At 66.9% G+C, this 24,896-nt stretch carries 20 protein-coding genes; 5 read left to right on the top strand and 15 right to left on the bottom strand.

What is annotated here, in order from left to right; translation table 11 throughout:
• Positions 1 to 23: 23 nt before the first annotated feature.
• From ACOYYX_RS38700 to ACOYYX_RS38670, 7 genes are all read right to left on the bottom strand, one after another.
• Positions 24 to 1,280, bottom strand: coding sequence for a glycosyltransferase family 4 protein (locus ACOYYX_RS38700; protein WP_422931948.1), 1,257 nt, complete (start codon positions 1,278 to 1,280; stop codon positions 24 to 26).
• A gap of 41 nt (positions 1,281 to 1,321) precedes the next feature.
• On the bottom strand, positions 1,322 to 2,632 hold the full coding sequence (locus ACOYYX_RS38695; RefSeq protein WP_422931947.1) for a glycosyltransferase: 1,311 nt from the start codon (positions 2,630 to 2,632) through the stop codon (positions 1,322 to 1,324).
• A gap of 122 nt (positions 2,633 to 2,754) precedes the next feature.
• On the bottom strand, positions 2,755 to 3,813 hold the full coding sequence (locus ACOYYX_RS38690) for an SDR family NAD(P)-dependent oxidoreductase (protein WP_422931946.1): 1,059 nt from the start codon (positions 3,811 to 3,813) through the stop codon (positions 2,755 to 2,757).
• Positions 3,788 to 5,029 carry a glycosyltransferase family 4 protein gene (locus ACOYYX_RS38685; RefSeq protein ID WP_422931945.1) on the bottom strand — a complete coding sequence of 414 codons (1,242 nt, stop codon included), beginning with the start codon at positions 5,027 to 5,029 and terminating at the stop codon, positions 3,788 to 3,790. The genes ACOYYX_RS38690 and ACOYYX_RS38685 overlap by 26 nt, the downstream gene beginning before the upstream one ends.
• A gap of 188 nt (positions 5,030 to 5,217) precedes the next feature.
• Positions 5,218 to 6,144, bottom strand: a complete 927-nt coding sequence (locus tag ACOYYX_RS38680) for an exosortase/archaeosortase family protein (RefSeq protein ID WP_422931944.1) — start codon at positions 6,142 to 6,144, stop codon at positions 5,218 to 5,220.
• A 333-nt stretch (positions 6,145 to 6,477) separates the two neighbouring features.
• Positions 6,478 to 8,772: a polysaccharide biosynthesis tyrosine autokinase gene (locus tag ACOYYX_RS38675; RefSeq protein ID WP_422931943.1), complete on the bottom strand. Its 2,295-nt coding sequence runs from the start codon at positions 8,770 to 8,772 to the stop codon at positions 6,478 to 6,480.
• Positions 8,769 to 9,566 (bottom strand): exosortase-associated EpsI family protein, encoded by a 798-nt coding sequence (locus ACOYYX_RS38670; protein ID WP_422931942.1) that lies wholly within the window; start codon positions 9,564 to 9,566, stop codon positions 8,769 to 8,771. The genes ACOYYX_RS38675 and ACOYYX_RS38670 overlap by 4 nt, the downstream gene beginning before the upstream one ends.
• Positions 9,567 to 10,094: 528 nt before the next feature.
• Between ACOYYX_RS38670 and ACOYYX_RS38665 the strand changes: the two genes are divergently transcribed.
• The 3 genes from ACOYYX_RS38665 (at position 10,095) to ACOYYX_RS38655 (ending at position 16,353) form a co-directional block, all read left to right on the top strand.
• Positions 10,095 to 14,300: a tetratricopeptide repeat protein gene (locus tag ACOYYX_RS38665; RefSeq protein WP_422931941.1), complete on the top strand. Its 4,206-nt coding sequence runs from the start codon at positions 10,095 to 10,097 to the stop codon at positions 14,298 to 14,300.
• Positions 14,301 to 14,340: 40 nt separating this feature from the next.
• Entirely contained in the window at positions 14,341 to 15,744 is a 1,404-nt protein-coding gene (locus tag ACOYYX_RS38660) for an FHA domain-containing protein (protein WP_422931940.1), read from the top strand.
• A gap of 183 nt (positions 15,745 to 15,927) precedes the next feature.
• A complete protein-coding gene (locus ACOYYX_RS38655; protein ID WP_422931939.1) occupies positions 15,928 to 16,353 on the top strand; it encodes a hypothetical protein in 426 nt (141 codons plus the stop codon).
• Positions 16,354 to 16,420: 67 nt separating this feature from the next.
• Here ACOYYX_RS38655 and ACOYYX_RS38650 read toward each other — a convergent pair whose 3' ends face one another.
• On the bottom strand, positions 16,421 to 17,383 hold the full coding sequence (locus ACOYYX_RS38650) for a DUF1559 domain-containing protein (RefSeq protein WP_422931938.1): 963 nt from the start codon (positions 17,381 to 17,383) through the stop codon (positions 16,421 to 16,423).
• An 870-nt stretch (positions 17,384 to 18,253) separates the two neighbouring features.
• Between ACOYYX_RS38650 and ACOYYX_RS38645 the strand changes: the two genes are divergently transcribed.
• Both ACOYYX_RS38645 and ACOYYX_RS38640 read left to right on the top strand, forming a co-directional pair.
• Positions 18,254 to 19,306 carry a DUF1559 domain-containing protein gene (locus ACOYYX_RS38645; RefSeq protein ID WP_422931937.1) on the top strand — a complete coding sequence of 351 codons (1,053 nt, stop codon included), beginning with the start codon at positions 18,254 to 18,256 and terminating at the stop codon, positions 19,304 to 19,306.
• A gap of 98 nt (positions 19,307 to 19,404) precedes the next feature.
• Positions 19,405 to 19,863 (top strand): hypothetical protein, encoded by a 459-nt coding sequence (locus tag ACOYYX_RS38640; protein WP_422931936.1) that lies wholly within the window; start codon positions 19,405 to 19,407, stop codon positions 19,861 to 19,863.
• Positions 19,864 to 20,771: 908 nt separating this feature from the next.
• On the opposite strand, the gene ACOYYX_RS38635 is transcribed toward ACOYYX_RS38640, so the two are convergent.
• From ACOYYX_RS38635 to ACOYYX_RS38605, 7 genes are all read right to left on the bottom strand, one after another.
• A complete protein-coding gene (locus tag ACOYYX_RS38635; protein ID WP_422931935.1) occupies positions 20,772 to 21,383 on the bottom strand; it encodes a methionine-R-sulfoxide reductase in 612 nt (203 codons plus the stop codon).
• Between the two features lie 23 nt (positions 21,384 to 21,406).
• Entirely contained in the window at positions 21,407 to 21,580 is a 174-nt protein-coding gene (locus ACOYYX_RS38630; RefSeq protein WP_422931934.1) for a hypothetical protein, read from the bottom strand.
• Between the two features lie 104 nt (positions 21,581 to 21,684).
• Positions 21,685 to 22,155: a hypothetical protein gene (locus ACOYYX_RS38625; RefSeq protein WP_422931933.1), complete on the bottom strand. Its 471-nt coding sequence runs from the start codon at positions 22,153 to 22,155 to the stop codon at positions 21,685 to 21,687.
• A 227-nt stretch (positions 22,156 to 22,382) separates the two neighbouring features.
• Entirely contained in the window at positions 22,383 to 22,907 is a 525-nt protein-coding gene (locus ACOYYX_RS38620; RefSeq protein ID WP_422931932.1) for a hypothetical protein, read from the bottom strand.
• Positions 22,904 to 23,488 (bottom strand): hypothetical protein, encoded by a 585-nt coding sequence (locus ACOYYX_RS38615; protein WP_422931931.1) that lies wholly within the window; start codon positions 23,486 to 23,488, stop codon positions 22,904 to 22,906. The genes ACOYYX_RS38620 and ACOYYX_RS38615 overlap by 4 nt, the downstream gene beginning before the upstream one ends.
• Before the next feature lie 111 nt (positions 23,489 to 23,599).
• Positions 23,600 to 24,217, bottom strand: coding sequence for a hypothetical protein (locus tag ACOYYX_RS38610; RefSeq protein WP_422931930.1), 618 nt, complete (start codon positions 24,215 to 24,217; stop codon positions 23,600 to 23,602).
• Between the two features lie 48 nt (positions 24,218 to 24,265).
• Positions 24,266 to 24,610, bottom strand: coding sequence for a hypothetical protein (locus ACOYYX_RS38605; RefSeq protein WP_422931929.1), 345 nt, complete (start codon positions 24,608 to 24,610; stop codon positions 24,266 to 24,268).
• Between the last annotated feature and the right edge of the window lie 286 nt (positions 24,611 to 24,896).

The raw sequence follows: 24,896 nt of genomic DNA, 5'->3' as shown, positions 1-24,896 counted from the left end.
TGATTCGAATACGTCCGCGAATGTCAAGGGCGTCGGGGAGCATCGACCGCCCGGCCCCGGATGGCCTCGACGGTCCGCCGGATCTCGAAATGCTGCTCGTAGAAGGCGCGGGCCTGGGGACGCAGGGCGGCGAGCCCCTCGGGGTTCGCCAGGGCCGACCCGGCCGCCGCGATCACGGCGTCGGGGTCGGGCACCGGGGCGAGGATGATGCAAGGGCTCTGCGACCAGACCGGCTCGCTCCTGGCCCCGAGGTTCGTCACGGCGGGGACCCCATTGGCCAGGCCCGCCATCAGGCTCCCGCGCCGGCTCGAGACCCCGTCCGGATACGGCTGGATCAACAGGTCGCACGCCTGGAGGTGCGCCGAGAGGTCGTCGGGGGCGAGCCCGCCCGTCGAGATGAGCCGGCCTTCGAGGTGCGGATTCTCGGCGATCAGACGCGAGGCGAAGCGGTCGCTCCCCCGCCCGATCAGGACGAAGACCCGGCCGTTGTCGGGGGTGACGAGCCCGGGGACGATCCGCCCCATCATCGAGCCGATCGTCTCGCCGAAGGTGCCGAAACTCGCGAGGATCGGCCGGCCGTCGGGGGACCATTTCCGGCGGAGGGCGGCGACGGCCTCGGGGTTTTGCGTGTAAGGGACGTTGCTCGGCACAGGGGTCCAGGTGATCGGGCGTTTCTTGCCGGGGGGCTCGGAGCGCCTGAGCATCGACTCCCAGTACGGAATTGACATATACACTTGGGACGACGCATTCATCAGCGCCCTGGCCATGAGCCGCTGGACCGCGACGAGGACGTAGCGCATCGGCTTGTCGCGGCGCTCGAGCGTGTACCAGCACTCGTGGAACATGACCCGGACGTCGTCCCCGCGCTTCTTGCGCCTGACCAGCCAGCGGCAGAAGCCCAGGTTCATCCCCTTGAAGCCCCAGGCGTTGGGGGCGTACTGGACGACGATGTGCTTGGAGCCGGGGATGGCCTCGAACTCGCGGTCGAGCCGGGCGAGGTCATCCCCCGACCAGCGGCCGGCCGAGCGATGGACGGTCACGCCTTGAATCTCAGTCGCCGGGTCGTCGGGGCCGGAGGAGGTCCAGACGTGGACGTCGTCGCCGGTCTTCGCCAGCTCGGCACCGAGCAAGGCGGTGTAGTCGGCGACGCCGCCGGGCTGCGGGGGGTACTCGCCCGTGACGAGGTGCCAGGCGTTGCGATTCGTGCTCTGCGTCGGCGTCTGGGTCATGGTCGGGTCGGGGGCGTTGGCGGTCAGGGTCGCCGGGGCGTCGTGGTCCATGGCAATCCTCCCCCGATGGGACGTGTCTCGGTTCGGTCGGGTCAGGCCGATGGGGACCAGGCCGCGCGGTGGGAGACCTGCGGGATCGCGGCGCCGGTCAGGACGTGGTCGTAGATCGCGAGGCTGCGGTCGGCCATCACGCGGTGGTCGAACTCCTGGATCGCACGCCGCTTGGCCGCCGCGCCGAGCCTGCTGCGGAGGCCCGGCTCGGAGATGATCCGGTTCGCCGCGTCGGCCAGGGCGAGCGGGTCGTCGACGGGGACCGTCAGGCCGGTCTCCTCGTGGAGGCTCACCCAGGAGACGCCGCTGTGCGGGATCCAGGTGTTGATGACCGGGCAGGCGCAGGCCATAGCCTCGACCTGCACCAGGCCGAAGGCCTCGCTCCGGGCGTTGGACGGGAACCAGAAGGCGTCGGCCGCGAGGTAGTACGGCACGAGGTCGAGGTAATGGGGCAAATTGCCGGGGAAGATCACGCGGTCGGCCACGCCCAGGCGCTCGGCCTCGGCCTTGAGCAAGGGTTGATCCGGCCCGCCGCCGACGAGGATCAGCTTGCCGCTGACGCGGGTCAGGGCCCTGACGGCGTTGAGGAACCCCTTGTAGTAGACGTGCCGCCCCGCGCCCAGCCAGAGCGGGCCGTTGCTGGCGTGCTTCTCGCGGATCTCGGCCGCCTTCTCCTGGTCCCCCGGCGAGGGGTCGAGGTACGGCGAGAGGTCGATCCCGTGCGGCAGCACGTACAGGCGGTCGCCATAAGGGCGGAGGAACTTGGAGCCCCCCGGGTACGCTGGGCTCGTCGGCATGACGGCCGCGACGTTCCGGTAGGCGAGGCGCTCGAAAGGGCGGAAGGCCATCCCCAGGTACTTCTGCCGGATCAGGTCGCTGTGGTACGTCACCACGGTCGGGATCTTGGGCCTGGCGGCGAGCAGGCCCAGGATCATCGTCGGGTTGGGGACGTGGAGGTGGAGGATGTCCGCCTCCACGCGGGCGAGCCCGCGCGCGGCGTCGGGGGTGAAGTCGAACTTGCCGAGCGAGGCCGATCGGCCGAACCGGGTGATCCGGATCTGGCCGTCGTAGTCGACGACCGTCGGCCCTTCCTCGTGGTTGATGGCGGCGACCTCGACCGCGAGCCCCGCGTCGACCTGGGCCTGGGCCAGGGTCCGGACGTGCGACTCGATCCCCCCGGCGGCGGGCGGGTAGTACTTGCCGAGGTGGCAGACGCGGATCCTCGACATCCTGGAACCCCCTGGGAGCCTCGAGCCCGGCACCGGGGCCACGCCCCCGCCGATCGCCGGCGTCTCACCAGACGCCGAGGCGATGCCCGCCGTGCCCGCGTTCGATCCGAGTCGCCAATTCATAAGATTGAATTCAACACGTGAAAAGCTGTCAACCCAACCCGACGCTGGCCTATCGACGACGCCCGGGGCGGCCGGCCCGGGGACTTGCATCCCCCGGGGCCGGCGCCCGTCTTCCCTTCGGATCAGCCGAGGCCGACGGCCCGGAAGAGGTCGCCGTTCTCGCGGACCCACTTGAGGAGCTGCTGGACCCCTTCCTGGGTCGACACCTTGGGGGACCAGCCGAGCATGCGCCCGGCCTTGCGGATGTCGGCCACGAAGACGCGCTGGTCGCCGGGGCGCCAGTCGGCGAAGGGGGGGTTCAGCGTGCCGCCGAAGGACTCGTTGAGGATCGACACCAGCTCCAGCAGGCTCAGGGTATTGGCCGGGCCGCCGCCGATGTTGAAGACCTCGCCCGCGACGCTGTCGATCTTGTCGTAAGCGCAGAGGTAGGCGTCGATGAGGTCGCCGACCCAGAGGGTGTCGCGGATCTGCTTGCCGTCGCCGAAGATCGTGAAGGGCTTGCCCAGCGTGGCGGCGACGCAGAACCAGGCGATCCAGCCCTGGTCCTCGATGCCGAACTGCCGGGTCCCGTAGATGCACGACTGGCGGAAGGCGACCGTCTTGAGGTCGTAGATCCGGGCGTAGTCGCGCACGTACTGGTCGCCGGTCCCCTTCGAGCAGCCGTAGGGGCTGTGGAAGTCGAGCGGCTCGTGCTCGTCGACGCCCTGGGGCAGGTCCTCGTAGGCGTAGCGGCCGTCGCGCTCGACGACCTTGACGTGCTCGAGGTTGCCGTAGACCTTATTGGTCGAGCTGTAGAAGACGGCCGGCTTGCCCTCGCCGGCGGTGCGGACGGCCTCGAGCACGTTGAAGGTGCCCAGGGCGTTGATCTCGAAGTCGTTGCGGGGGTCGACCACGCTGGTCGTCACGGCGACCTGCGCGGCGAGGTGCAGGACGACGTCGGCGTCGCTGTGCTTGGCGACGACGTCGCGGATCGAGTCATACTCGCGGATATCCGCCTTGATGAAGTCGTTGATCCCCTGATCCCGCAGCCAGGCGAGATTCATGTCCGCGCCCCGGCGGCTCAGGTTATCCACGACCACGACGTGGTGGCCTTCCTGGTGGAGTCTCGCCGCGGCGTGGCTACCGATGAATCCGGCCCCACCGGTGATGATCCACTTACGCTGTCGAGCCGACGGCTTCATACAAATGGCTCCATTGTTCTGCCAGGCGACTGCGGTCAAAGTGCGTGACGGTGGCTTCTCTGCCGGCTACCCCCAACCCTCGCCGCAGGACCGGGTCGACGACGAGCCGGTCGATCGCTTCGGCGAGCGCGGCCGGATCCCTGGGGGGACAGCCGAGCGCGGACACTCCATCCTCGAACAACTCGGCCGCCCCGCCGTCGCTCACGGCGATGACGGCGCGGCCGCAGGCCATACCCTCTACGATCACCCGGCCGAATGGTTCGGGCCTCGTGCTTGCATGGACGACGACATCCAATCCCCGGAATACCCGGGCGGGGTCGGTCTGATGCCCCACGAAGCCGATCCGGCCGACGATCCCGAGGCTTTCGGCCTTCGCCTTCAGGCCCTCGAGGGAGACTTGAGAGCCCTGCGTCCGATAGATCGGTCCTCCTACAATGTAGAACCGACTCGGCCGTTTTGCCGGAATTCTGGCGATTGCATCGAGAAAAACGTCGTGCCCTTTCCAGACAGCATAGGTCGCGACCAGGCCGACGCGCACCGTCCCCTCGGGGGCCGGCGGGAGCCCCGCCTCGCGGTCGAGCCAGGCCGGATCATCCGCGCCTGGGCCTTCGGGGGAGAAGTGGTTCAGGTCCAGGGCGTTGTAGATCGTGCCGACCTTCACCCTGTCGCCGAGCACCGCGCGGGCGTCGTCGGCGACCGACTTCGACACGGCCACCGCCGAGATCGAGCGCCGGGTCGAGGCCCTCAGCAGCTTCACCATCATCGGGCGATTGCTGAGGTACTCGTGCAGGTGCCAAATTAAAGGGACGCCCCGAGAGACGGCCCAGGCCGCCAGGACGTGCGCCTTCATCCCATTCGTCTGGACGATGTCGGGGGCTTCCCTGCGGATCAGGTGTTTCAGGCTCGCCAGGTAAGACATCGACGCGAGCCCGACGGAGCCGAGGCGAGCCGCCTTGGCCAGCGGCCCCTTGTTCTTCTGCCCGGCCTGCCCTTCCTTGCCCCCGGCGTCCCCCATGCCGGCGAGCGAGGCCGGATATGGCAGGGCCTCGCAGGGGATCCCCATGCCGACGATGGCCGTCTTGAGCGGGCCGTCGTCCCCCAGGATGACCTTCAACTCCCAGGACGGCCTCGCCTCGCGGACCTGAGCCAGGATGTCGAGCAGGCACATCTCGGCGCCGCCGATGGTGCCCACGGGGTTGATGTAGAGGATCTTCAAAGGGGGTCTCGGAAGGGAAAGGTCCTGGCTCGGGCCGTTTGTTTCGCGACGCCAGCGTCGCGGCAATGAAATAAGGGAGGAGTCCCCGGTTCCAGGTCGCGTCGGGATCGAATCGGGTCGGGTCGAAGCGAAGGGGCCTCGACCCGCCCCCTTTGGGTCTGTCGCGGAGAACCGGGTCGGGCCGGGGGTCAGCGGGGATTCGTGCCGACGATCCGGGGGCCCGTCGTGCGGGCGGGCGCCGGGGCCAGGGGCTCCTCGACGACCAGCCAGGAGAGGATGCGGAGCTCGAGGAAGGCGAGGGCCAGCGCGATGACCGGCATCACGAGCCCGGCCATGTCGTGGGCGATCTTCTCCCCCGTCTCGTGGCCGAACTTGTGGTAGCACCAGGCCGTCGCCACGATCCGGATGATGTTCGCGATCAGGGCGATCGGGATCGCGCTCAGCATCAGGGTGATCCGCTCCCAGAGGGGCCTCGGGATCAGGATGACCATTGCCGTGATCAGCGTGATGAAGCTCAGGAGCATCGAGAGCCCGTTGCAGGCCTGGGCGACCTCGAGCGGCTCGGCCCCGATGATGATCACGTTCCCCTCGGCGAAGACCGGCAGGTTCATGACCTGGAGCACCGTGATGCTGCCGAGCGTCGCCACGCGCTGGAGCGGGTCGGCGAGGATCGAGTTGATGCTCGGCGGCAGGGGGAGCATGAACAGCAGGAACGCCAAGGCCGGCCAGGCCACCTTGAAGAGGTGCCAGCCGCCGACGGCGAGCGTCAGGCAGGCGATCACCAGCGGGAAGGTCGCGTTCTCGATGTACTGCTCGTTCCACTCATAGAGCGGATACCGCAGGGCCAGGACCGCCAGCAGGAGGCCGAAGCCGATCGCGCTCGGCTTCATCTTCGCCCGGTCGAGCTTGTGCCGGCGGGACCAGAAGATCATCAGGGCGATGGGCACGACCAGGAAGCCGAACGACTGGTTCGGGTCGCGGATCCAGCGATCCACGATCCCGACGATGTTCGACGCGTAGGACCAGCCCAGCACCGGCGCGATCAACAGCAGCGCGACTCCGTCCGATACGCTTGGCTTCCATGGCTCGGAGACGTTGACCGGAACCGTCGTCACGACTGCTCCTCCCGTGGCTCTCTTATCGCCGATGATGCCGACCCCCGGCCCGCCGACGAGGCGGGCCAGCCCGGACCCCCGGTCGAACGGAAACTCGGCCCGTCGACCCCCGCGATCCGAACCGGCATCAAGGCCGCTTAATTAGTTGATATACACGATCAGGCGCGGCCGTTCAATCGTTCCGGAAAGATCGCCCCGCCCGCACGTAAGTCCTTAGCTACCTTTAATAAACCATTCTAGGTCGCGCGGGACCGCGCGGCCAGACAGGATGGGCCGCAGTAGGCCTCGTGTCGCTTTTCGGCAACCTCGGGCCGCAGGGGCGGGGCCCGGCGCTCAAGCTTCGGGGTCGGGGGAGCCGTTGGCTGCCCCGCCGCCGACGTAGGCGTAATAGCCGCCGTAGGACGAGGACTCGGACGACTTGACGCCGTTGACGACGGCCCCGATCACGGGGACGCCCACGGATGTCAGCCGGCGCTGGGCACGCTCGACGGCGTTGAACCGGCTGTTGTCGTAGCGGACGGCCAGGACCGCGCCGTCCATCCAGCGCCCGATCATGAGGGCGTCGGGGACGGGGAGCACGGGGGAGGCGTCGACGAGGATCATGTCGAAGCTCTCCCTGGCCTGGGCGAGCAGGCTGCCGAGCCCGTTCCCCTGGAGCAACCGGCTGGGGTCGATCCGGGGGCTGCCGGCCGGCAGGAAGTGGAATCCGCCCGCCGCGTCGATCACCTTGATGACCTGCTCGGCCTCGACCTCGCCCCTCAGGACGTTGATCAGGCCCTCGCTCTCGGTGCTGTCGAGCATCCGGGTGAGCGTCGGGTTCCGCAGGTCGGCGTCGATGAGAAGGGTCATGAGCCCGGCGTTGACGCAGCGCTCGGCGAGCTGGGCGGCCAGGGTGGTCTTCCCCTCGCTGCCGCAGGCGCTGGTGATCAGGAAGCAGTGGCGGTTGCGGCCCCAGGGGTCGGGCCTGGCGCAGAGCGTGACGCGGAGGTGGTCGAGGCTCTGCACGAACTCGTCGAGCAGGCGCTGGGCCCGGTCCTCCTCGCGGCTGCCGGGGAGCCCCACCGCCCTGACGACGGGCAATGGGGGGACGACGCCGAGCACCTGGAGCTTCGCCCGACTCGGCAGGTCGTCGGGGTCGGCGACCCGCCCCGCCCGGCTCTCCAGCAGGACGAAGAGGGCGAGCGCGATGAGGAAGACCCCCGGCGGGGTCATCATGATCATCTTGGTCCGGTTGCCGCCATTGGGGCCGACGGCCTTGGCGGGGAACTCGCGGCGGACCCGCGCGATCGGGTTGCGGGCCTCGTGCTCGAGCTGGTTCAGGTTGTCCTCGACCTTGTGCAGGACGCTCGCGGCCCGCTCGGCGTCATACTGGGCGATCGAGAGCTGGAGCGACTCGGTCCCCGCCTGCCGGCTCCGCAGCTTCATGTTGCCGAGCTGGGTCTTGAGGTGCTCCTCCTGCTTGGAGAGCGTCACGAACTCGCGCTCGGCCTGGGCGAGGACCCGCTCCTGCTCCTTGTCGCCGATCCCGATGCCCGAGCTCAGGTCGCGCTCGATCTGGGGCCGGAGCTTGGCCTTCAGGCTCGCCTCCTGCTTCCTGAGCGTGGCGAGGTTCCTGGCCTGGTGCTGGTAGGCGAGGTCCATCTTGTTGGCCGTCTTGCGGCGCATGTGCTCCATCTGCAACTTGACCCGCTCGATCTCGGCCTGGATGCTGGCCATCTTCGGGTGCGACTCGATCGAGTCCTCGACGGCGGCCTTCAGGGCCTCCCCGTCGGCCGGGCGGGCCGGGTCGAGCTTCTCCCCCCGGAGGAACTCGAGCTCGGCCTGGGCGCTGACGCGCTCCATCTCGACCTTCGCGAGCTGGTCGCTCAACTGCCGGTAGTCGTCGCTGGTGACCGAGTTCTTGTCCTTGAGCCCGTCGATGTCGGCCGCGCCGATCTGGTCGCTGAGGTTCTTCCACTCGACCCGCTTCTGGTCGAGCTCGACCTTCCGCTTATCGATTTCCTTGCGGAGCTGCTCGATGCGCTGCTTCGTCTCCTCGTCCGTCATGTTCGAGACGCTCTTGACGTAGGCGTCGAGGACGGCGTTGACGATGTCGGCGCACTCGTTGGCGACCGTCGAGGTCATGCTGATCTCGATGAAGCTCTGCTTGGGCAGGATGTTGACGCGGACGCAGCCCCGGATGGTCTGCTCGACGTCGGAGGCCCCCTGGAGCCTCGGGTACCGATAGAGCTCGGGGTGCTCGGTGAGGGCCAGGCCGATGACGACCGGCGTGAGCACCGAGTTGGCCTGCATCTCCTTGAACTCGGTGTAGTCGAGCGTGGCGCCGCTGTTCCTGACGGTGTAGAGCGACTGCTCGCCGGGCTCGACCCGGACGCGGCCGACGGCCTCGTACGTGGGCTTGATCCGCGTCTTCGCCATGAAGATGCCGACGCCCGAGCCGACGGCCCAGAGCAGGAGGATCTGCCACCAGTGCCTGCGGAAGGCGCGGAGGATCAGCTTCGGCGAGATCTTGGGCCGCGACGGCCCCCCACCGTCGCCGTCGTCGTCCTGGTAAGCGGCCATCGGCCGGAGGCCGGCCCGGTACGATGTCGGCAGGTGGGGGTGGGGATCATCCAGGGGCGTGCTCATCGGGCGGCTCCCTCGGCGGTCTTGGCGGAAGGCGCGACGGGGGGCGGGGTCGAGGCGCCCTGGCCGACATCCCGCGCCAGGCGGGCCTCGATCACGGGGAGCAGGAGCCTGAGGAACTCCTCATTGGGATTGTCGATATCGCGACGCTCCTTGGGGGTCAAGGTCCGGGCCACGTGGACCTTGAACATGCCCGGGATCCGCTCGAACTCCTTGTGCTTCACGAGGTCGGGCGACCACTTGCCGTTGTATCGCCACGAGTAGATGACCTCCTGGAGCGCCGACTGCCCCCCCTCTCCCTTCGCGTAGACGAGGCTGCGGAAGGGGAGCTCCTCCTTGCCGACCTTGATCATCACGGTCTTGGCGTCGCCGGCCTCGGTGAACCCGGCGTTCGGGTAGCAGACCTCGGGCCTGTGCAGGAAGACCTCCGACGAGGGCCCGTAGAGGACGATCGCCTCGAGCGAGGCCCCGGTGGTCTGATCCGTATATCGACGGGTGATGATGTCGGTCGCGCCCGAGACCCGCACGATCAGGGGGTCGAGCGTGACGGGCTTGCCGGTCCAGGTCCCGATCTTCATCGGCAGGGACTCGAGCGGGAACGGCGAGTCCCTCGCGTCCCTGAGGACCCCGGCCAGGCGCCTGGACTGCCACCAGCGGACCCCGCCGGAGCCCGCCAGGAGCAGGCAGACCAGGCCGAGGCTCAGCCAGAATCCCAAGTTGCTCGGCCGCCGGCCCGCCCCGGGGGTGGGGGCCGCCGGGCCGGTATCCGGTCTCACGGCTTCGTCGGTGATGCTCATGGCCAACCCGTCATCGCCCAGGTGTTTCAATCAAGACAGGACGTCGCGTGCGAGCGTAACGCCCATGATAAGCATAGGATCACTTTCGGGCACCATGATCCGATCGTGCGATCGGGGTCATTTTTCCGGCCCGAGGCCTATCCGTCCAAGCCGTATCTCGTCCGAAGTTGGACAGGCGCAGGGCGCCGGCGGAGAAGGGGTTCGACGGCCCCGGCAAACGTGTCCTACAATCGAAAAAAGGTCGTCGATGATGCGTCCCTGCCAGTATCATGGAGGTTCGCCATCGACAGCACAAGGGCGGTTCATCTCGGGCCCGGGCGGACACGCCAAATCGTGCCGAGGACCGAGACGCCCCCCGAGATCGCGTTGAAATTTCGCAACATCGCCCTCCCTCCTGATCTTCGGGCCGCCCGATTCGTGTAGGGTGGCTAATCATTAGTAAACGCTCGGCCTTAATGGGTCTCTTCCACCGCCAGCGACGTGGCCGCGATGGGTGACCGGCGGCCGGCTCCGAGGGTATTTTCGGCCATGAGTAGCAGCAATCGCCCCGTGAGACGGCGGCTCAACCTCCGCGCCCTGGTCGTCATGGTGATCGCCCTGGTCGTCATCGTCGGGGGCTTCTTCGGATACCGGGCCTATCGCCAGAGCCACGAAGGGGCGATGTACCTCAGCGAGGCCAAGAAGCGGCTCGAATTAGACCAGCCTAATCTTGCCATCCAGTACCTCAACCGCTACCTCGAGATCAACGGGGACGACGCCGACGCGCTCGACATGAAGGCCAAGATCCTGGCCGACAGCGCCCGGAACGTCGAGGAGGCGATCGCCGCCCTGCCGATCCACAACCAGGTCCTCGGCCTCGACGCGAAGAACCCGAAGCGGCAGGAGACCCGCAAGCGGCTGGTCGAGCTGACCCTCAAGATCCCAGGCCGGGAGCGCGCGGCCGAGACCCTCGCCCGGGAGCTGATCGAGAAGGGGGGCGGCAACGACCCGAGGGCCCACTGGCTGCTCGCCACCGCGATCTCCTCGGGGCGGGTCGACGGCGACATGGACGCCTTCAAGGAGTCGGCCGCCGAGCTGGAGAAGGCCCTGAAGCTCGCCCCGGATGACGTGGACGTCGCCGAGCAGCTCGCGACCCTCGAGCGCGACAAGCTGAACGACGCAGCCAGGGGCAAGCAGGTGCTCGACAACATGGTCAACGGCCTGGCCAAGGCCCCGGCCAAGCTCGCGCTGGCGCACCTCGCCCGCGCCCGCTACTTCGCCTCGGGCGGGCAGCTCGACCGGGGTGCGGAGGAGATCGAGAAGGCGCTCAAGGCCAACCCCGACGACCTCGAGGTCCGGCTCATGGCCGCCGACGCCGCCAACCAGCGCGGCGACACGGCCGCGGCCCACAGGCACCTCGACGCCATCCCCAAGGCCAACCGCAACGAGCTGCGGATCAAGCTCCTCGAAGGCATGGTCGAGCTGAACGAGCGCCGGCCCGACGCCGCGATCGAGAGCTGGCGGACCGGCCTGATCCAGACCGGAGGCAGCAACGCCGACCTCACCTGGCGGCTCGCCCAGGTCCTGCTCGAGATGGGGCGCGTGGAGGAGGCCGAGCCCCTCATCGCCCAGTACCGACGCCTCTCCGGCGGCGACGAGCCCGACTTCTACTTCAAGTATCTGAGCGCCTACGCCCTGCTCGTCCGCGACCGCGCCAACGAGGCCATCAAGGACCTGGAGGCGATCCGCTACAAGGCCCCCAAGGGGCTGGAAGGGCGGCTCTTCCACCTGCTCGGGCAGGCCTATGAGAAGGTCAGCGACACGGCGAAGGCCCTCCAGGCCTACCGCCAGGCGACCAAGGCGAACTCGCACTGGAGCACCCCCTGGATCGCGATCGCCAACCTCGAGGGGAACGAGCACCTGGCCGAGGCCCGCCGGACGCTCGAGCAGGGGTTGGCCCTCAGCCCGGGCGACCCCGCCCTCTCGATCAACCTGGCGCTCGTCGTCCTGCGGCAGCAGCTCCTGATCGCCAAGGAGGACCGGAACTGGGGGAACGTGGAGAAGGTCCTGGAGGTCGCCCACAAGCTCGCCCCCAGCTCGGCCGAGGTCGCGCTCGTCGAGGCCGACTACTACCTCGCGTCCGACCGGCCCGACGACGCCATGCGGGTCCTCAAGGACATGAGCAAGAAGAACGACCGCTCGTCGCCGCTCTGGATCGCCCAGGCGAACCTCCTGAACCGGCTCGGCAGGACCTCCGAGGCGCTCGAGGCCGTCCGCCAGGGGCTCGCCAAGATCCCCGACGCCGGCCTCTACGTCATCAGGGCCTCGATCTTCCTCTCCCAGGGGCACATCAAGGAGGCGAGGAGCACCCTGCTCGACAGCCTGAGCCGGGTCGCCGCCGAGCAGCAGTACCAGATCTGGAAGGCCCTGGGCGAGCTCTACACCAACCAGGCCGACTTCCCCAACGCCCGACATGCCTACGAGGAATGGGCCAGGCTCCAGCCGAATAGCGCCCAGCCGAGGATCGCGCTCTTGAACCTGGCGATCCGCCAGGGGGACGAGGCCGCGATGAAGGCCGAGATCGAGGCCATGCGGAAGATCGGCGGTGAGGACGCGCCCTACTGGCGGATCGCCAAGGTCGAGTCGCTCCTGCGGGACCGCAGCGGCGAGCCCCCCGACCCCGCCCAGCAGGCGGCCGGGTTCACCGAGGCCGGCCGGATCATCGCCGAGATCCAGGCCCAGCAGCCCCACTCCCCCACCGGCTACGTGCTCGAGGGGCAGCTCCTGGAGAAGCAGGGCAAGACCGACGAGGCCATCGCCGCCTACAAGAAGGCCAGCACCAAGCGAGGGGGCAGCATCGCCATGGGCCCGCTCGTCCAGCTCCTCGTCCGCGAGGGGCGCGACGACGAGCTGACCAGGCTCCGCAGCTCCTCCCCCCTGACCACGGCCGACTTCGAACGCCTGGCCACCGCCCAGGCCCTCCAGGCGGGGGACAAGGCCCGCGCCGAGCACCTCGCGAACATGATCGTGCAGGGGGATCCCAAGGCCCTCGACCTCCGCGTCTGGCAGGCCCAGGTCCTCGACAAGCTCGGCAAGCCGAAGGACGCCGAGGCCTCGCTCAAGAAGCTCGTCCAGCAGCACCCCGACTCGCCGACCGCCCTGCTCCAGCTCCTGATGCTCCAGGCGAGCCGGAAGGAGATGAAGGACGCCCGCGAGACGATCGAGATGATCCGCGGCCGGGTCAAGTCGAACCGGCCCGAGCTGCTGATGGCCCAGTGCTTCCGGGCGATCGACGACTTCGACCAGGCCGACAACCAGCTCCAGGCCGCCCTGAAGAAGTACCCCGAGGACCTCTCCGTCCTCTCGGCGGCGGTCAAGCTCTACGAGCAGATGGGGCGCATCGGCGACGTCGAGGCCGCGCTCCGGCAGATCCTCAAGGTCGACCCCCAGCTCTCCTGGGCGACCCGGACCCTGGCCCTCAGCCTGGCCAACCACCCCGGCGACCGCGCCGCCTGGGACGAGGCGGTGAAGCTGATCGGGGCCTCCTCCCGATCCGACGACAGCCCCGACGACCGCATGACCCGCGCCCAGATCCTCGCCAAGGGGCCCGACCTCAAGACCAGGCAGGACGCGGTCGTGATCCTCGAGGAGCTCGCCTCGGAGCTCCCCAACGCGGCGATCGTCCACGAGACCCTGGCCCGGCAGCTCAGCGACCTCGGCCAGCTCGACAAGGCCAGGCCCCACGCCGAGAAGGCCGCCGGCGAGAACGCGAGCCCCGACACGATCCTCTTCTACGCCGGCATCCTCTACGGCCTCAAGGCGTATGACGAGGCCGACCGCCAGCTCGACCGGCTCACGAGCCTCGACCCCAACAACCTCGCCGTCGCCGAGCTGAAGGCCAAGGCCCTCATCGGCAAGGGGCAAGGCAAGGAAGGGGCGGCCCTGCTCGAGAAGGCGTTCAACGCCCGGCAGCCGGGGCCCGAGACGGTCGCCCTCGGCGAGAAGCTGAGCGGCCTCCTGCTCCGGATGTCCCAGCCCGAGGCGGCCGAGCGCGTCGCCAGGCGGATCGGCACCATGAGCCCGAAGGGGGCCGCCGTCTGCGCCATGTTCCTCGGCGGCCAGGGGAAGAACGACGAGGCCGCGACCTTCCTCCAGAAGGCCGCCCAGGGGGGGGCCCCCGGCGACGCCGGGGAGGCCGCGATGACCCTCGCCTTCGCCCCCAAGCCCGACCCGCGCTGGGTCGGCCTGGCCGACCAGTATCTGGCCCAGGCCCTCAAGGTCAAACCAGACGCCCCGAATCTTCTCCAATCTTTGGCGAGAGTGCGGTATCTTCAAGGGAAGTACCCGGAGCAGATCGCCCTCTTCCGCAACCTGCTGAAGAGCAAGCCGAACGACCGGATGTTCCTCAACGACATGGCCTGGACACTCTCGGAGAACCTCGACCAGCCGAAGGAAGGCCTGGAGCGTGCCAACGAGCTGATCGACCGCGTCGGCGGCCAGCCCTACCTGCTGGACACCCGCGGCGTGATCCTCACCCGTCTGGGACGGTACGACGAGGCGATCAAGGACCTCGAGGCGGCGTCCAACGCCGTCCCCAACGGTCCCTTCCTCTACCACCTAGCGCGTGCCTACTTGAAGAAGGGGAACAACGAATCGTTCCAGAAGACTCGCGCCCGGACCAAAGAAGCCGGGCTCCGGCCGGACCAGCTCCAAGCCTCGGAGCGGGCCGACTGGGACGAGGTCATGGGACGCTGATCGGCCGCCCGGCCCGAAGGGGCCGGCGGGGGAGATTCGGTTGACGCAGGTTCACGACGATCCGCGAGAGACGATCAGCGACGGCACCCTCTGGGTCGAAGGGGAATTCCTCCTCCGGATCCGGGGGGGCGGGCCGGGGCCCGACCGCACCGTCCGCATCGACCGCCCCTTCGCGGTCGTCGGCTTCGGCCCCGACGCCGACGTCCGGATCTACGACCGGGGGGTCGCCGCCCTGCACGCCTATCTCCACCTCGACCGCCGAGGGCTCTACGTCATCGACCTCCTCAGCCGGGGGGGGACGCTCGTCTCCACCACCGGCGAGATGGCCGGCTGGCTCGCCCCCGGCGACCACTTCGAGGTCGCCGGGACCCGCGTCGAGCTGCTCCGGATCGAGCTCGACGGCCACCCGGTCTCCCCCTCCCCCTGCGACGAGGACCCGCTCGCCCCGGTCGAGCCCGGCGGCCTCATCCCCGTCCGCCTCGAGCCCGAGGCCGGGCGCGACGCGGACCTCCCCTGGGATCTCGGCTCCGAGCTGATCTTCGTCGGGCGGGCCCCCGGCTGCGGCATCACCTTGAAGGACGAATCGGCGTCGAGGATCCAGGGGGCCTTCTTCCGGACCCCGACCGACGCCTACTACGTCGACCTCTCGAGCCAGTCCCCCTACACCAACGGCGAGCGCTTCCGCCGCGCGACCCGCCTCGAGCCCGGCCATCGCCTGGCCTTCAGCTCCCATTCGTACGTCGTCCAGGTCGAGCCCGCCCTTCACGAGGTCGACGAGCCGGAACTCCCCGAGTTCCCGCCGAGGCCCGGTGCGACCCCGACTCCGTCCCCGGCCTCCTCGGAGCCTCCCGCGCCCGAGCCGACCGAGGCCCCCGCGCTGGTGGCGCGGGTGATCCACCCGGAGGTCGAGCAGTTCCGCGGCCAGTTCGACGACGAGGGCACGCTCAACGGCCACGCCAACGGCCAGGCCGGTGCCACTGGTGGCCACGCCAACGGCACGGAGCTGGCGGTCCCCGAGGCGAGGGACGCCCTGCTCGCCTGGATGGTCGAGACCGTCCGCGACTCCAAGAATCAGAACGCCGAGCTCCAGCGCACCCTGGGCCTCCTCCTCCAGAAGATCCAGGACGACAACGCCCGCCTGATGGAGGCGCACCTCTCCCGCCTCGAGGCGATGGACCGGGAGATCTCGGCCCTCCGCTCCGAGCTCTCGCGCCAGGCCGGCCAGATCGGCACCGACGCGAAGTCCATCGCCGCCTTGCCCCCCCCTCCCCTCGCCCCGCCGCTCCGGATCCCGCGCCCCGCCGAGTCTCACCCGACCCCGGACGACTCCGCCGCCTCCGCGAACTGGCTCCTCGACCGCGTCAGCCAGCTCGAGGAATTCGACCCCGTCAAGCGCTCCGCCTGGAAAGAATGGCTCGGCCAGTTCACCACCTCCCGGCGCTGAACGTCTCCCGATCAGGCCGACGGGTTTCGGCACTCGCCTGCGGTCGTGAACGCGCCTGGATTCCAGGCCCATGGACCTCCCGCGCGGACCGGGATCGGGTAGGATCGAGATACCTGGCCGCGACCCGATATCTTCACATCTCGAAGAGGCACGGCCTTCCTCGTCCTTGCAGGGAGCCGGCGGATGGCGAGACTCTCGATCCTCGGGATGCTGATCCTGATCGCGCTGGTCGCGGTCGTCCTCGCGATGTTCGTGCGTCTGGGCGATGAGGCGGCCTTCTACGTCGCCGGGCCGATCCTGGGATCGCTGCTCGGTGCCCGGGGCTATCGCCTCGACCGCTGGGCGTTCGTCAAGGGCGGGGCCGTCGGCGGCCTCTGCCAGGGCCTCGTCGCCTTGCTGGTCCTGAAGCACGGCTATCCCTTCCAGGACCCGGCGATGATGACCGGCACCCTCTTCCTCGCCGCGATGGCCGTCCACCTGACGATGGGCCTCGGCCTCGGCCTCCTCCTCTCCCTGGCCTTCCGCCAGACGCTCCCCCGCGTCAACATATCAACGTCGGCCGGAGATAACGCCTCGGCATTCCTCCCCCTCGATCGCCCCGAAGCATGATCCCGGAGCCTCGTCGCTCGCCGGTTCACCACCTCCCGGCGATGAGGATTTACCCGAGACGCCCCGATCAGTACGAGTCGGAACCGACGACCTCGCCGCCGGCTCGAGTGGCCAGCGCACTGAACGTCATCGGGGCGATATGGGACTTGATGAATCTCACCGACCCGTCGCAGAAGAGGAAGTTGCACCCGCCGGGATGCATGCTCCAGAATCCGTCCGCCCCCGCCCCGGGCGAGTTGGGCATGTTGCCCGCGGGGACGGCCCCGAGGAGAATGTCGGATTTCGGGCCGGTGCGACCCAGCACCATGAACATGGCGGACGCGCAGGATTCCACCGGCCATCCGGCCTTCGTGCAGAGGATGAAGACCGGGTCCGCCACTCCAACCCAGGTCGCATCGGCGACATTCCGCGAACGCTCCCCGATCATCAAGGTCGTAGACGTCCCATCGCGGAGATCCCGGGCCGACACCCGGCTGTTGAGATAGAAGACCCCATCGCCCTGGGCGGCCTGCTCGCTCCCCCCCTTGACGGCCATCTCACCGGCCGAGGCGACATACTGTCCCGGCGCCAGATCCTCGAGGCCGGCGATCGGCTGGACGATGTATCCCGAGCTCACGGGGCCGTCGCCCCCGGAACTCGGGCAGAGAAATGCGGTTAGGCGAGTCCCTATGACCGTCTCATTAGCTGAATTTACATACGACAACATCTGGTTGACGGCGTTATACAGGGCCCCCTGCTCCAACCCTCCCAGGAGGCGTTCGCCCCAGGCCCATCCCGGCCCGACGAATCCCACTGCCGGTTTCTCGAGCGAGAGGCCCGAGGGGAACTGGCCGTGAACGTCGTGGTATCCGTGGAGCGCGAGGCCGATCTGCTTCAGGTTGTTCTGACAGTTGGCCCGTCGAGCCATTTCTCGCGCCGACTGCACCGCGGGCAGTATCAGCGCGATCAAAAGGCCGATGATCGCCACGACGACCAATAGCTCGATGAGAGTGAAACCCCGAAGGCCCGTCGAAAGTCGGATACGTCGCATGCCGAGGCTCCCTCCCCGATACCACGAAGGAACTCCATCCGGCCGATACTAACAAGTCCGGGAATCCTGTCGAGTCACTTGGGAGCGGCCCAAGGATGAGGTAACGCCTCGACCTTGTCCGTCCTCACGGAGACGCCAGGGCGGGACGTCCCTTGGCCTCGCGACGCGAACGATGTGTCAAAATCTGTGCGCATCCCTCGCCGACGCGTGACGAGCCCATCGATCGAGCCCGATAACCCGCCCCACCGGTCCCCGCGATTCCCCTGGCAGGCTCGGCCGAGATCCGCGGACGCTGTGCGCAAGGGTGTGATAATCCGTTGGCATGTTGCACGCACGCTTGTAAGCCAAACCTGGCCTTGGCCGGGCGAGGGCGATGGATCTCTTATTTTAGCGATCAGTTGGACTCCAATCACATGCGATCCTGTCACCTATGCAATTTTGTGCCCGGAAACAACGATATCATTAGTTTTACAAAATTAGAAGGATAACCGTTCGCGGGGAAATGCCGACGCACACCGAATTGATTCGCGGTTGTAAGCCTTTGAGAATTCAAGTTTTCAAGGTAGATGCCGGCGGACGATTTAGCGGGGCCCTCGACACGGTCATCGTCACGGTTTGTAGATAGGTGACACTCTTTTGAACACATTGGTGTCCGCACGTCTAACACCAACTTAGCAAATGGGACAGGAGCATTGTTTTCTTTTGAATTCTTTGTGTTAGGATGTCTCGGTTCCTTCTCAGGCCAACGGCCGTTTCTCCCGTTTCGCCCCAGATGACGTGCGTTCCACCGCATCCGCCCCGGCTCCGGGAGCGTGCATGCAGATGTGAAAACTCTTATCACGCAACTATCCTTCTCAGGAGAGGTGAGCCATGAGACGAGGGTCGCGGCGCGGCTTTACCTTGATCGAATTGCTGGTGGTGATCTCCATCATCGCGGTCCTGATCGCGCTCCTCCTGCCGGCCGTCCAGGCCGCGCGCGAGGCGGCACGGCGGGCCCAGTGTGTCAATAACCTCAAGCAGCTCGGCCTCGCCTGCCATAATTACAATGACATCATGAATTCATTGCCGGCGAACCTGTATCTGCATCCCGCCTACTCGACGGCCACGTATAACTGGAATAATTCCAGCTGGCTCGTGATGGTCCTGCCGCAGATGGAGCAGATGGCGCTCTATAATGCGATCAATTTCAATTTCATGTGGGGCGTGAACAACGTGGGGTGGCCGGGCTCGATGGCGCTGGGCCAGCAGAACTCCACGGTGCGGGTGACTGTGCTCAACTCGCTCGCCTGCCCCTCGGATCCCAGCCCGAAGACCGACACGACGAACGCCGACGAGATCAATACCGACCTGGCGGCCGGCACGTCGTACGTGGGCAACCTCGGCGACAACTGCCTGGCCTGCAACACGCCCAATGGCTCGACCACGGTCATGTTCTGCGCCGCGCAGGGTTATAACTGCCGGGGGGCCCAGCTCGGCGATCCGTCCGCGGGTGCCGCCACGGTCCCCCCGCCCCCGTCCACGGGGAGCGGCATCTTCTGGCGCGAGTGTTCGGGCGTGCCCCTGGCCCAGATCACCGACGGCACCTCGAACACGTTCCTGGCCGGCGAGCAGATCATGAAGGTCACCCTGTGGAACGCCTGGGTCGAGGCGAACCAGTGCGTCGCGTCCACGGCCGTGCCGCTGAACTACCTCGCCCCCGGCGTCAGCATCAGCGGCGCCGGCAGCACCGTGACCGCCACGGGCGCGTCCGACGTCGGCAGTTGGACCCACTGGTACAGCTTCCGCAGCATGCACCCCGGCGGCGGGAACTTCCTGCTCTGCGACGGCTCCGTGAAGTTCATCAAGAGCTCGATCAACATGGCCACCTATCAGGCCTTGAGCACCCGTGGGGCCGGCGAGATCGTCTCGTCGGATTCCTATTGATCGGCCGGTCCCGTTCGCTTCAACTCGTCACCATCGGGGCCGCGTCTGAGACGCCAATCGATCCGGCGCGGCCCGCCCTTTCTCGCGGAGATTTGACCTTGAAGACGCCAGCCTCCAGGGCCAACGGGGCGCGGCCACTCCGTCAATCCGGGCTCGCCCTCGCCTTCACCTTCACCGCGTTGATCCCCGTCGCCTGCGGCCCATCGGGTCCCGAGTTGGCCAAGGTCACGGGCACGGTCACGTATCAAGGGAAGCCCGTCCCGAAGGGGAGGATCACGTTCGTCTCCACGCAGGAGGGGGGCCGGAACGCCACCGGCGAGCTCGGCAGCGACGGCAGCTACCGCCTCCAGACCGAGAACCCCGGCGACGGTGCCCTCCTCGGGAACTACAACGTCACGATCTACGCCCACGACGAGCCGATCCTCGACTACATCCCGCGCAAGCCCGTGAAGCCCAAGATCCTGACCCCCGAGAAGTACGAGAAGCCCGACACCTCCGGCCTGAGCCGGAAGGTCAAGAGCGGGTCGAACACCTTCGACTTCGACCTGACGGATTAGCGCGAAGCACACTCACCGCGACGTCGGACGCAGTCGCCGGCACGATCGAGGTCGTGCCGCGACGATCCGATGGCGGCAGTTCTCCCGGCCAGTCCTTCTCGCAGGCGCTAGCCGCAATGCCCCCTGAGTTAAGGCCGTCTGTCCCGTTGTTTCGTCCCTCGGCCGATCCATTGCGGCCCTTGATTTTGGACGAAGGACCTCGCTTGAAGCATATGCATAACCTTACTTCAGGGGCATCTTTGGGTAGCCGCGATTGGCACAATCGGGGTCGCGCAGCGACAGGAGGCGAATTGCAGTCCGATCCGGCTGTTTCGCGGATGCCCGTGTTCGATCCCCGAAAATCGAAGTCGCCCTCGCGAACGGTCGAGGCTTCGGATCGGATGACCACGGGTGGGACAACACGGGAACGGCGAAGCGGCGACCCGATGTTCGCTAGTTGGGTATAATCCCGCCGGCTTTAACCCATGACTTGCACCAATTGCAATCGCAGGCAACCCATCCGAGTCCTCTCCTTCCAGCCGACTCACTCGTCTGCAAGTCAGCCTTCACCCAGGACCAGGGTCGGCGTGCGGCGTCCTGCCATTTCTTCGCCATCTGGTCATGGTATCGCGCGCTCGCCTCATCCTTGGCGAGACCACGTGGATTATTGAAGGCGTCGATGCAGATCCCGCGTGCCCCCGCGGCCTTGGCGTCGTGAAATCGCCCCTTCTCGACACAATGCTCGGACCAAGCCTCCCATTGCCTCCGCTTGACTTCACCCCCGAGTAGCAGTGCGAAGGCTGCCACAATCGCCATCATTCGCCACACGGTCAGACGCGGCTTTGGGAGCTTCATACGGCGGTCCCCTTGACTTTATCGATGGGCCGAGCCTCGGGAAACCGCCGATCCTGGGCGATGGACGGCTCGCGTTACTTGATCACGGCCGGCAGGGGCTTGCCCTCGGGGTAGAACTTCATCGAGACCGAGTTGACGCAGTGGCGTGTGTTCTTATCGGTGAATCTTTCCCCGACGAAGACGTGGCCGAGGTGTCCGCCGCAGTTCTTGCAGAGGATCTCGGTGCGATCGCCGTCGGCGTCGGTTTCCTTCCTGACCGCGTTGGGGATCTCGTCGTCGAAGCTCGGCCAGCCGCAGTCGCTGGCGAACTTGTCCTGGGAGCGGTAGAGGGGCGCGTTGCAGCGGCGGCAGACGTAGGTGCCCGACTCTTTCGTATCCGTGTACTCGCCGCGGAATGGGGCCTCGGTCCCCTTGTCGAGGATCACCCTGGCCTCGGCGGCCGTGAGGGGGTTGTACTGGGGTTCGGCGACGGGGGCGGCCGGCTTGGCGTTCTCTTTCTCTGCGGGCGGCATCTCGGTGGCTCCTGCGACGGGAGTTGACGGCGACTTGCCGGCGACGTTCGCATCCGACGGGTCGGTCACGTTGCATCCGGAGGCGGCGAGGCCGATCATGACGACGGCCGTCCGCCATCGGCTCGGTCTGGGCGTGATCGCCAGGGGCCGATCGATCGCGAAGAAGGTTCGCATGATGCGACTCCGAAGGACAGGGATCAGGGTTCAGGCGGTCGAGGCGCCTCCCCGTACATCCTCGGCGAAATCGCCGCCCCGAGCAATCCCACCAGCCGGGCGAACAGGCAATGGCCGATCCTCGCGAACGCGTACGGCTCCTCGACCCCGGGCAGTCGCCCCATGCGGCCGATCAGGAGGCCTCCGAGTGTCTCCACCCCGTGAGGCCTCCCTACCGAGGCCTGGGTCGGTAGGCTACTCTACCCGGGGATGGCGACGGCCTCGAGGAAACGTCGCGGGGCTCACGCATTGGCCAGGCAAGCTAAAGACCATAGGTTTGATTCAACTCGATGCAGATCGAGAGAACAACCCCGGGAAATACCACCGAGCAAACCAGACAACCGAGTCGATCCGTCCATCGGCAAGGGACATCGACCGACGGCCCCAATACGCTTACTGCGAGATAGATTGCTGCATATAACGAAATAAGGAAATGGATCAAAGCCGCGATCGCGAGGAATACGTTGAGGATGCCGAGGCCCATGTCGAGGTAACCCCACACCAGCAACGGCAGGATGAGAGAAGAAGAGGTCGCCCACAGCCGTTCGCCATGGCTGAGTGCCGTGCGACGACCGCTCCACCATTGACCGACGAGGACGAACGGCCCGGCGAGAATGCCACTCGCCAGGAGCATATCAATGAGCCAGAGGGCATTGAAATGGCCGTTCGTTGCGTTCTTCGCGAGGCCCATCCCCGCCGCCAGTGCCCCGATCAGGATGACACCATCCCTCAAGGAGAATCGACTCCAACTCGTCGCCATCGAGGGGGGCCGGTGCATTCTCTTCCCTTCGTGAAACTCCGCGTGATGCTCGGTTGGGCCTGTCGCGGGCGCGCAATGATTGGAGCTTGAGCGAAATGGCCTCGGTCTTTACGGCATGGATTGGTTTTCGGTTGCCCAGGGTCGGGACGACTGGGATGGCCGGTGATGTAAATCGGCCCAACTTGGCGGAGATTTCTCGCTCATCCGAATATAACGCCATAGGCGATCGTCATCGCCGCCCCGGACATCCACATCCCGGCGATGAGCTGGCCTCGCCAGCCGACCTTGCGGCTGAGGGTCACGAACCAGGCGCCGAGGATCGCGCCGGGCATGCGATATTCCAGCAAGTTGCCCAACACGTAGCTGAAGCCGTTCGGGTTCCGCATCCAGGTCGAGGCCATCATGGCGTTAGCGGCCGTCAGGCCCGAGGCGACCAACGCGACGATGACGATGATGGTCGCGGGGTCGACGGGGCGCCTCCAGGTCTTCGGGTCGAGGACGATGACCCCCGACCCGACGGTGACCGCCAGGCAGAGCATGGTCCAGGCATGCTGGAGGCGACGATAGGGGCGCTGGATCGCCCAGACCCACGGTGGCCGGGAGACCGCATGCGCGTCCGTCGATGTTTCGGCTCGCTGGAACTCCCGATCGGCCCAGGGGACCCATGCGGCCGTCAGGGCGATCGTGCCGAGGACCATCGCGATCGTCAATATGCGAGATCTCATCCGGTCCATTTCGATATGAGCCCCCGGAGACCCGGCCACGTCATGAGCAAATACCAGGCGGCGAGTTGGACAATCCAGTAGAGCCCCAGGGCGCGTCCGGTGCGGTCGACCCACGAGGCCTCGGGCCGCCACCGACGCGATAAATAGAGGGCGAACCAGGCGCCGGGCACGGCCGTGTCGACCCAGTAGGTGCACAAGGTCCAGATCTGTTCGAATCCTGTCGCGCGTTGAAATCCCGGGCGATGCTGGATCGTCAGGATCCAGGCGATGCCCGGCAGCAGCGCGATGAGCGTGACCGCGCAGGCGACGAACCCCGGCTGCAGTTGGAAGAGCCTCGGGCGAGGGTTCCGCAGGCGGATGACGACCATCGCCGCCATGCAGGGGATGACGAAGCACGACCCCGGGCCTTGCGCCCAGGCGAGTAACCGCCAGGGATCTTGCGGCCCGGGATAGAGTGAGGGGGAAATGCTGAGTTGTTGCCTGAAGCCCGCCATATACGGCCGCAAGATGAGCGAACCGATGGCCATCGCCACGACGAGGATCATGAGGTCGGCGAGGGTCAGGTGTCGCTTCGGTCGCATCAGCAGGCGTCCTCCTTGCCGGGACCCGGGTCGCAGAGGCAATGTAGCAGAGGGGGATAGGGGACTCAACGACGAAGTGCCTGCTGGGTGTCATCGGTTCGAACGCGTCATTCACCAGCGATCGAAGGGGGCGAATAGCATGAAGTCGTGGCCAGCGACTCCCCAGAAGACCCAGAGGATGCCGAAGACGAGGCAGAAGCGATCGAACCAGTCGGCCGGCCTTCGGCCCGTCCTCGTCAGGGCGAGGATCGTCCAGGCGGCGACAACGCCGGGGGGTACGCTCACGCTCGCTTCATAAACGAATCGAAATGACGCCCGGATATAAATGGACTCGGGCCAGTAGGGAAAGAGCGGGAATCCTCGATAATAGCTGGCCAGGCCCGCGGAGGTAGCCCTGACGATGTCGAAGAGGATGGCCGCGGTCGCAACGAAGATCGCGGAGTATCCATATGACATAATTATGCGTCGTAGCCTGGAACGATTCGAGATCACGGCCGCGAGGGCGAGGCTCGGGGTCCAGAGGATCAGGGCCAGCGAAGTCTGGTAGACGGCTCGCGAACGATAATCGAAAGACGACGAGGGCTTCCTCATCCATGTGAAGAGGGCTGGAACCAAGGAGATCGTCAGCGCCACCGCCGCCACGATCACCATGAGGTGGGTTAATCGCATCGGGCGGTTCGACCCGTCATCGGGAGAATCAGACGGGGGAGTCGCGTCGTCGGATGTCATCGCGTCTCTCCGGTTGTGATGGAGTGAGCCGAGATGGGGTCGGCTCGGCTAATCGCGCGAAGCGTTGCGTTCGACGCCGAGAATGACTCCGATCGGGGCACCGATGATCCAGGCTAAAAAACAGCCCCCCAGGCAGGCGTTGATGACGTCGGGACTCGGATGATCCACACTCGGAGTGAGCAGGAAGAAGAGCATCGGGATCGAGAAAGCGATTGGGCGACGCATCGACCCGACAGCATAGACTGCGGCGACGACGCATGCCACCGGTATCACGATGCGTTTATCCGTAATTCCTCGTCCCGGGCGGTCCCTTGTTGTGAGGACGAACAGAATGAGGGCGGAGGCCGCCACGATTTTGACGAGGGTCATGATCCGGAACTGGCAAGGCATCATCCGCCCGCTCCTGAGAGTTCCGCCCCAAAGTCCGGGTCATCATCCAACAGCGATACGGACAGCCTGTGCGATCCCAACGATCTCGACGGCAAACCCCTGGGATACGATCACGAGGATCAGGATCGACGCGAATCATACCCAGGTCGCGAGGCCAAGATAGCAGATCCAGAGCACCAATTCTGGTTCGCCGCCTCGAAATCGCCCGCTCGCAGAGATCGTGAGATACCCCTGGATGGGGCGACGAGGCACCGGACAAAGACGTGTCGACGAAGACCTACGTCAATAT

Origin of the sequence: Singulisphaera chitinilytica (assembly GCF_049331405.1) — a bacterium.
Classification (GTDB): domain Bacteria; phylum Planctomycetota; class Planctomycetia; order Isosphaerales; family Isosphaeraceae; genus PoT.
The sequence above is the reverse complement of the archived record's forward strand: the minus strand, read 5'-3'. Positions and strand labels throughout refer to the sequence as shown.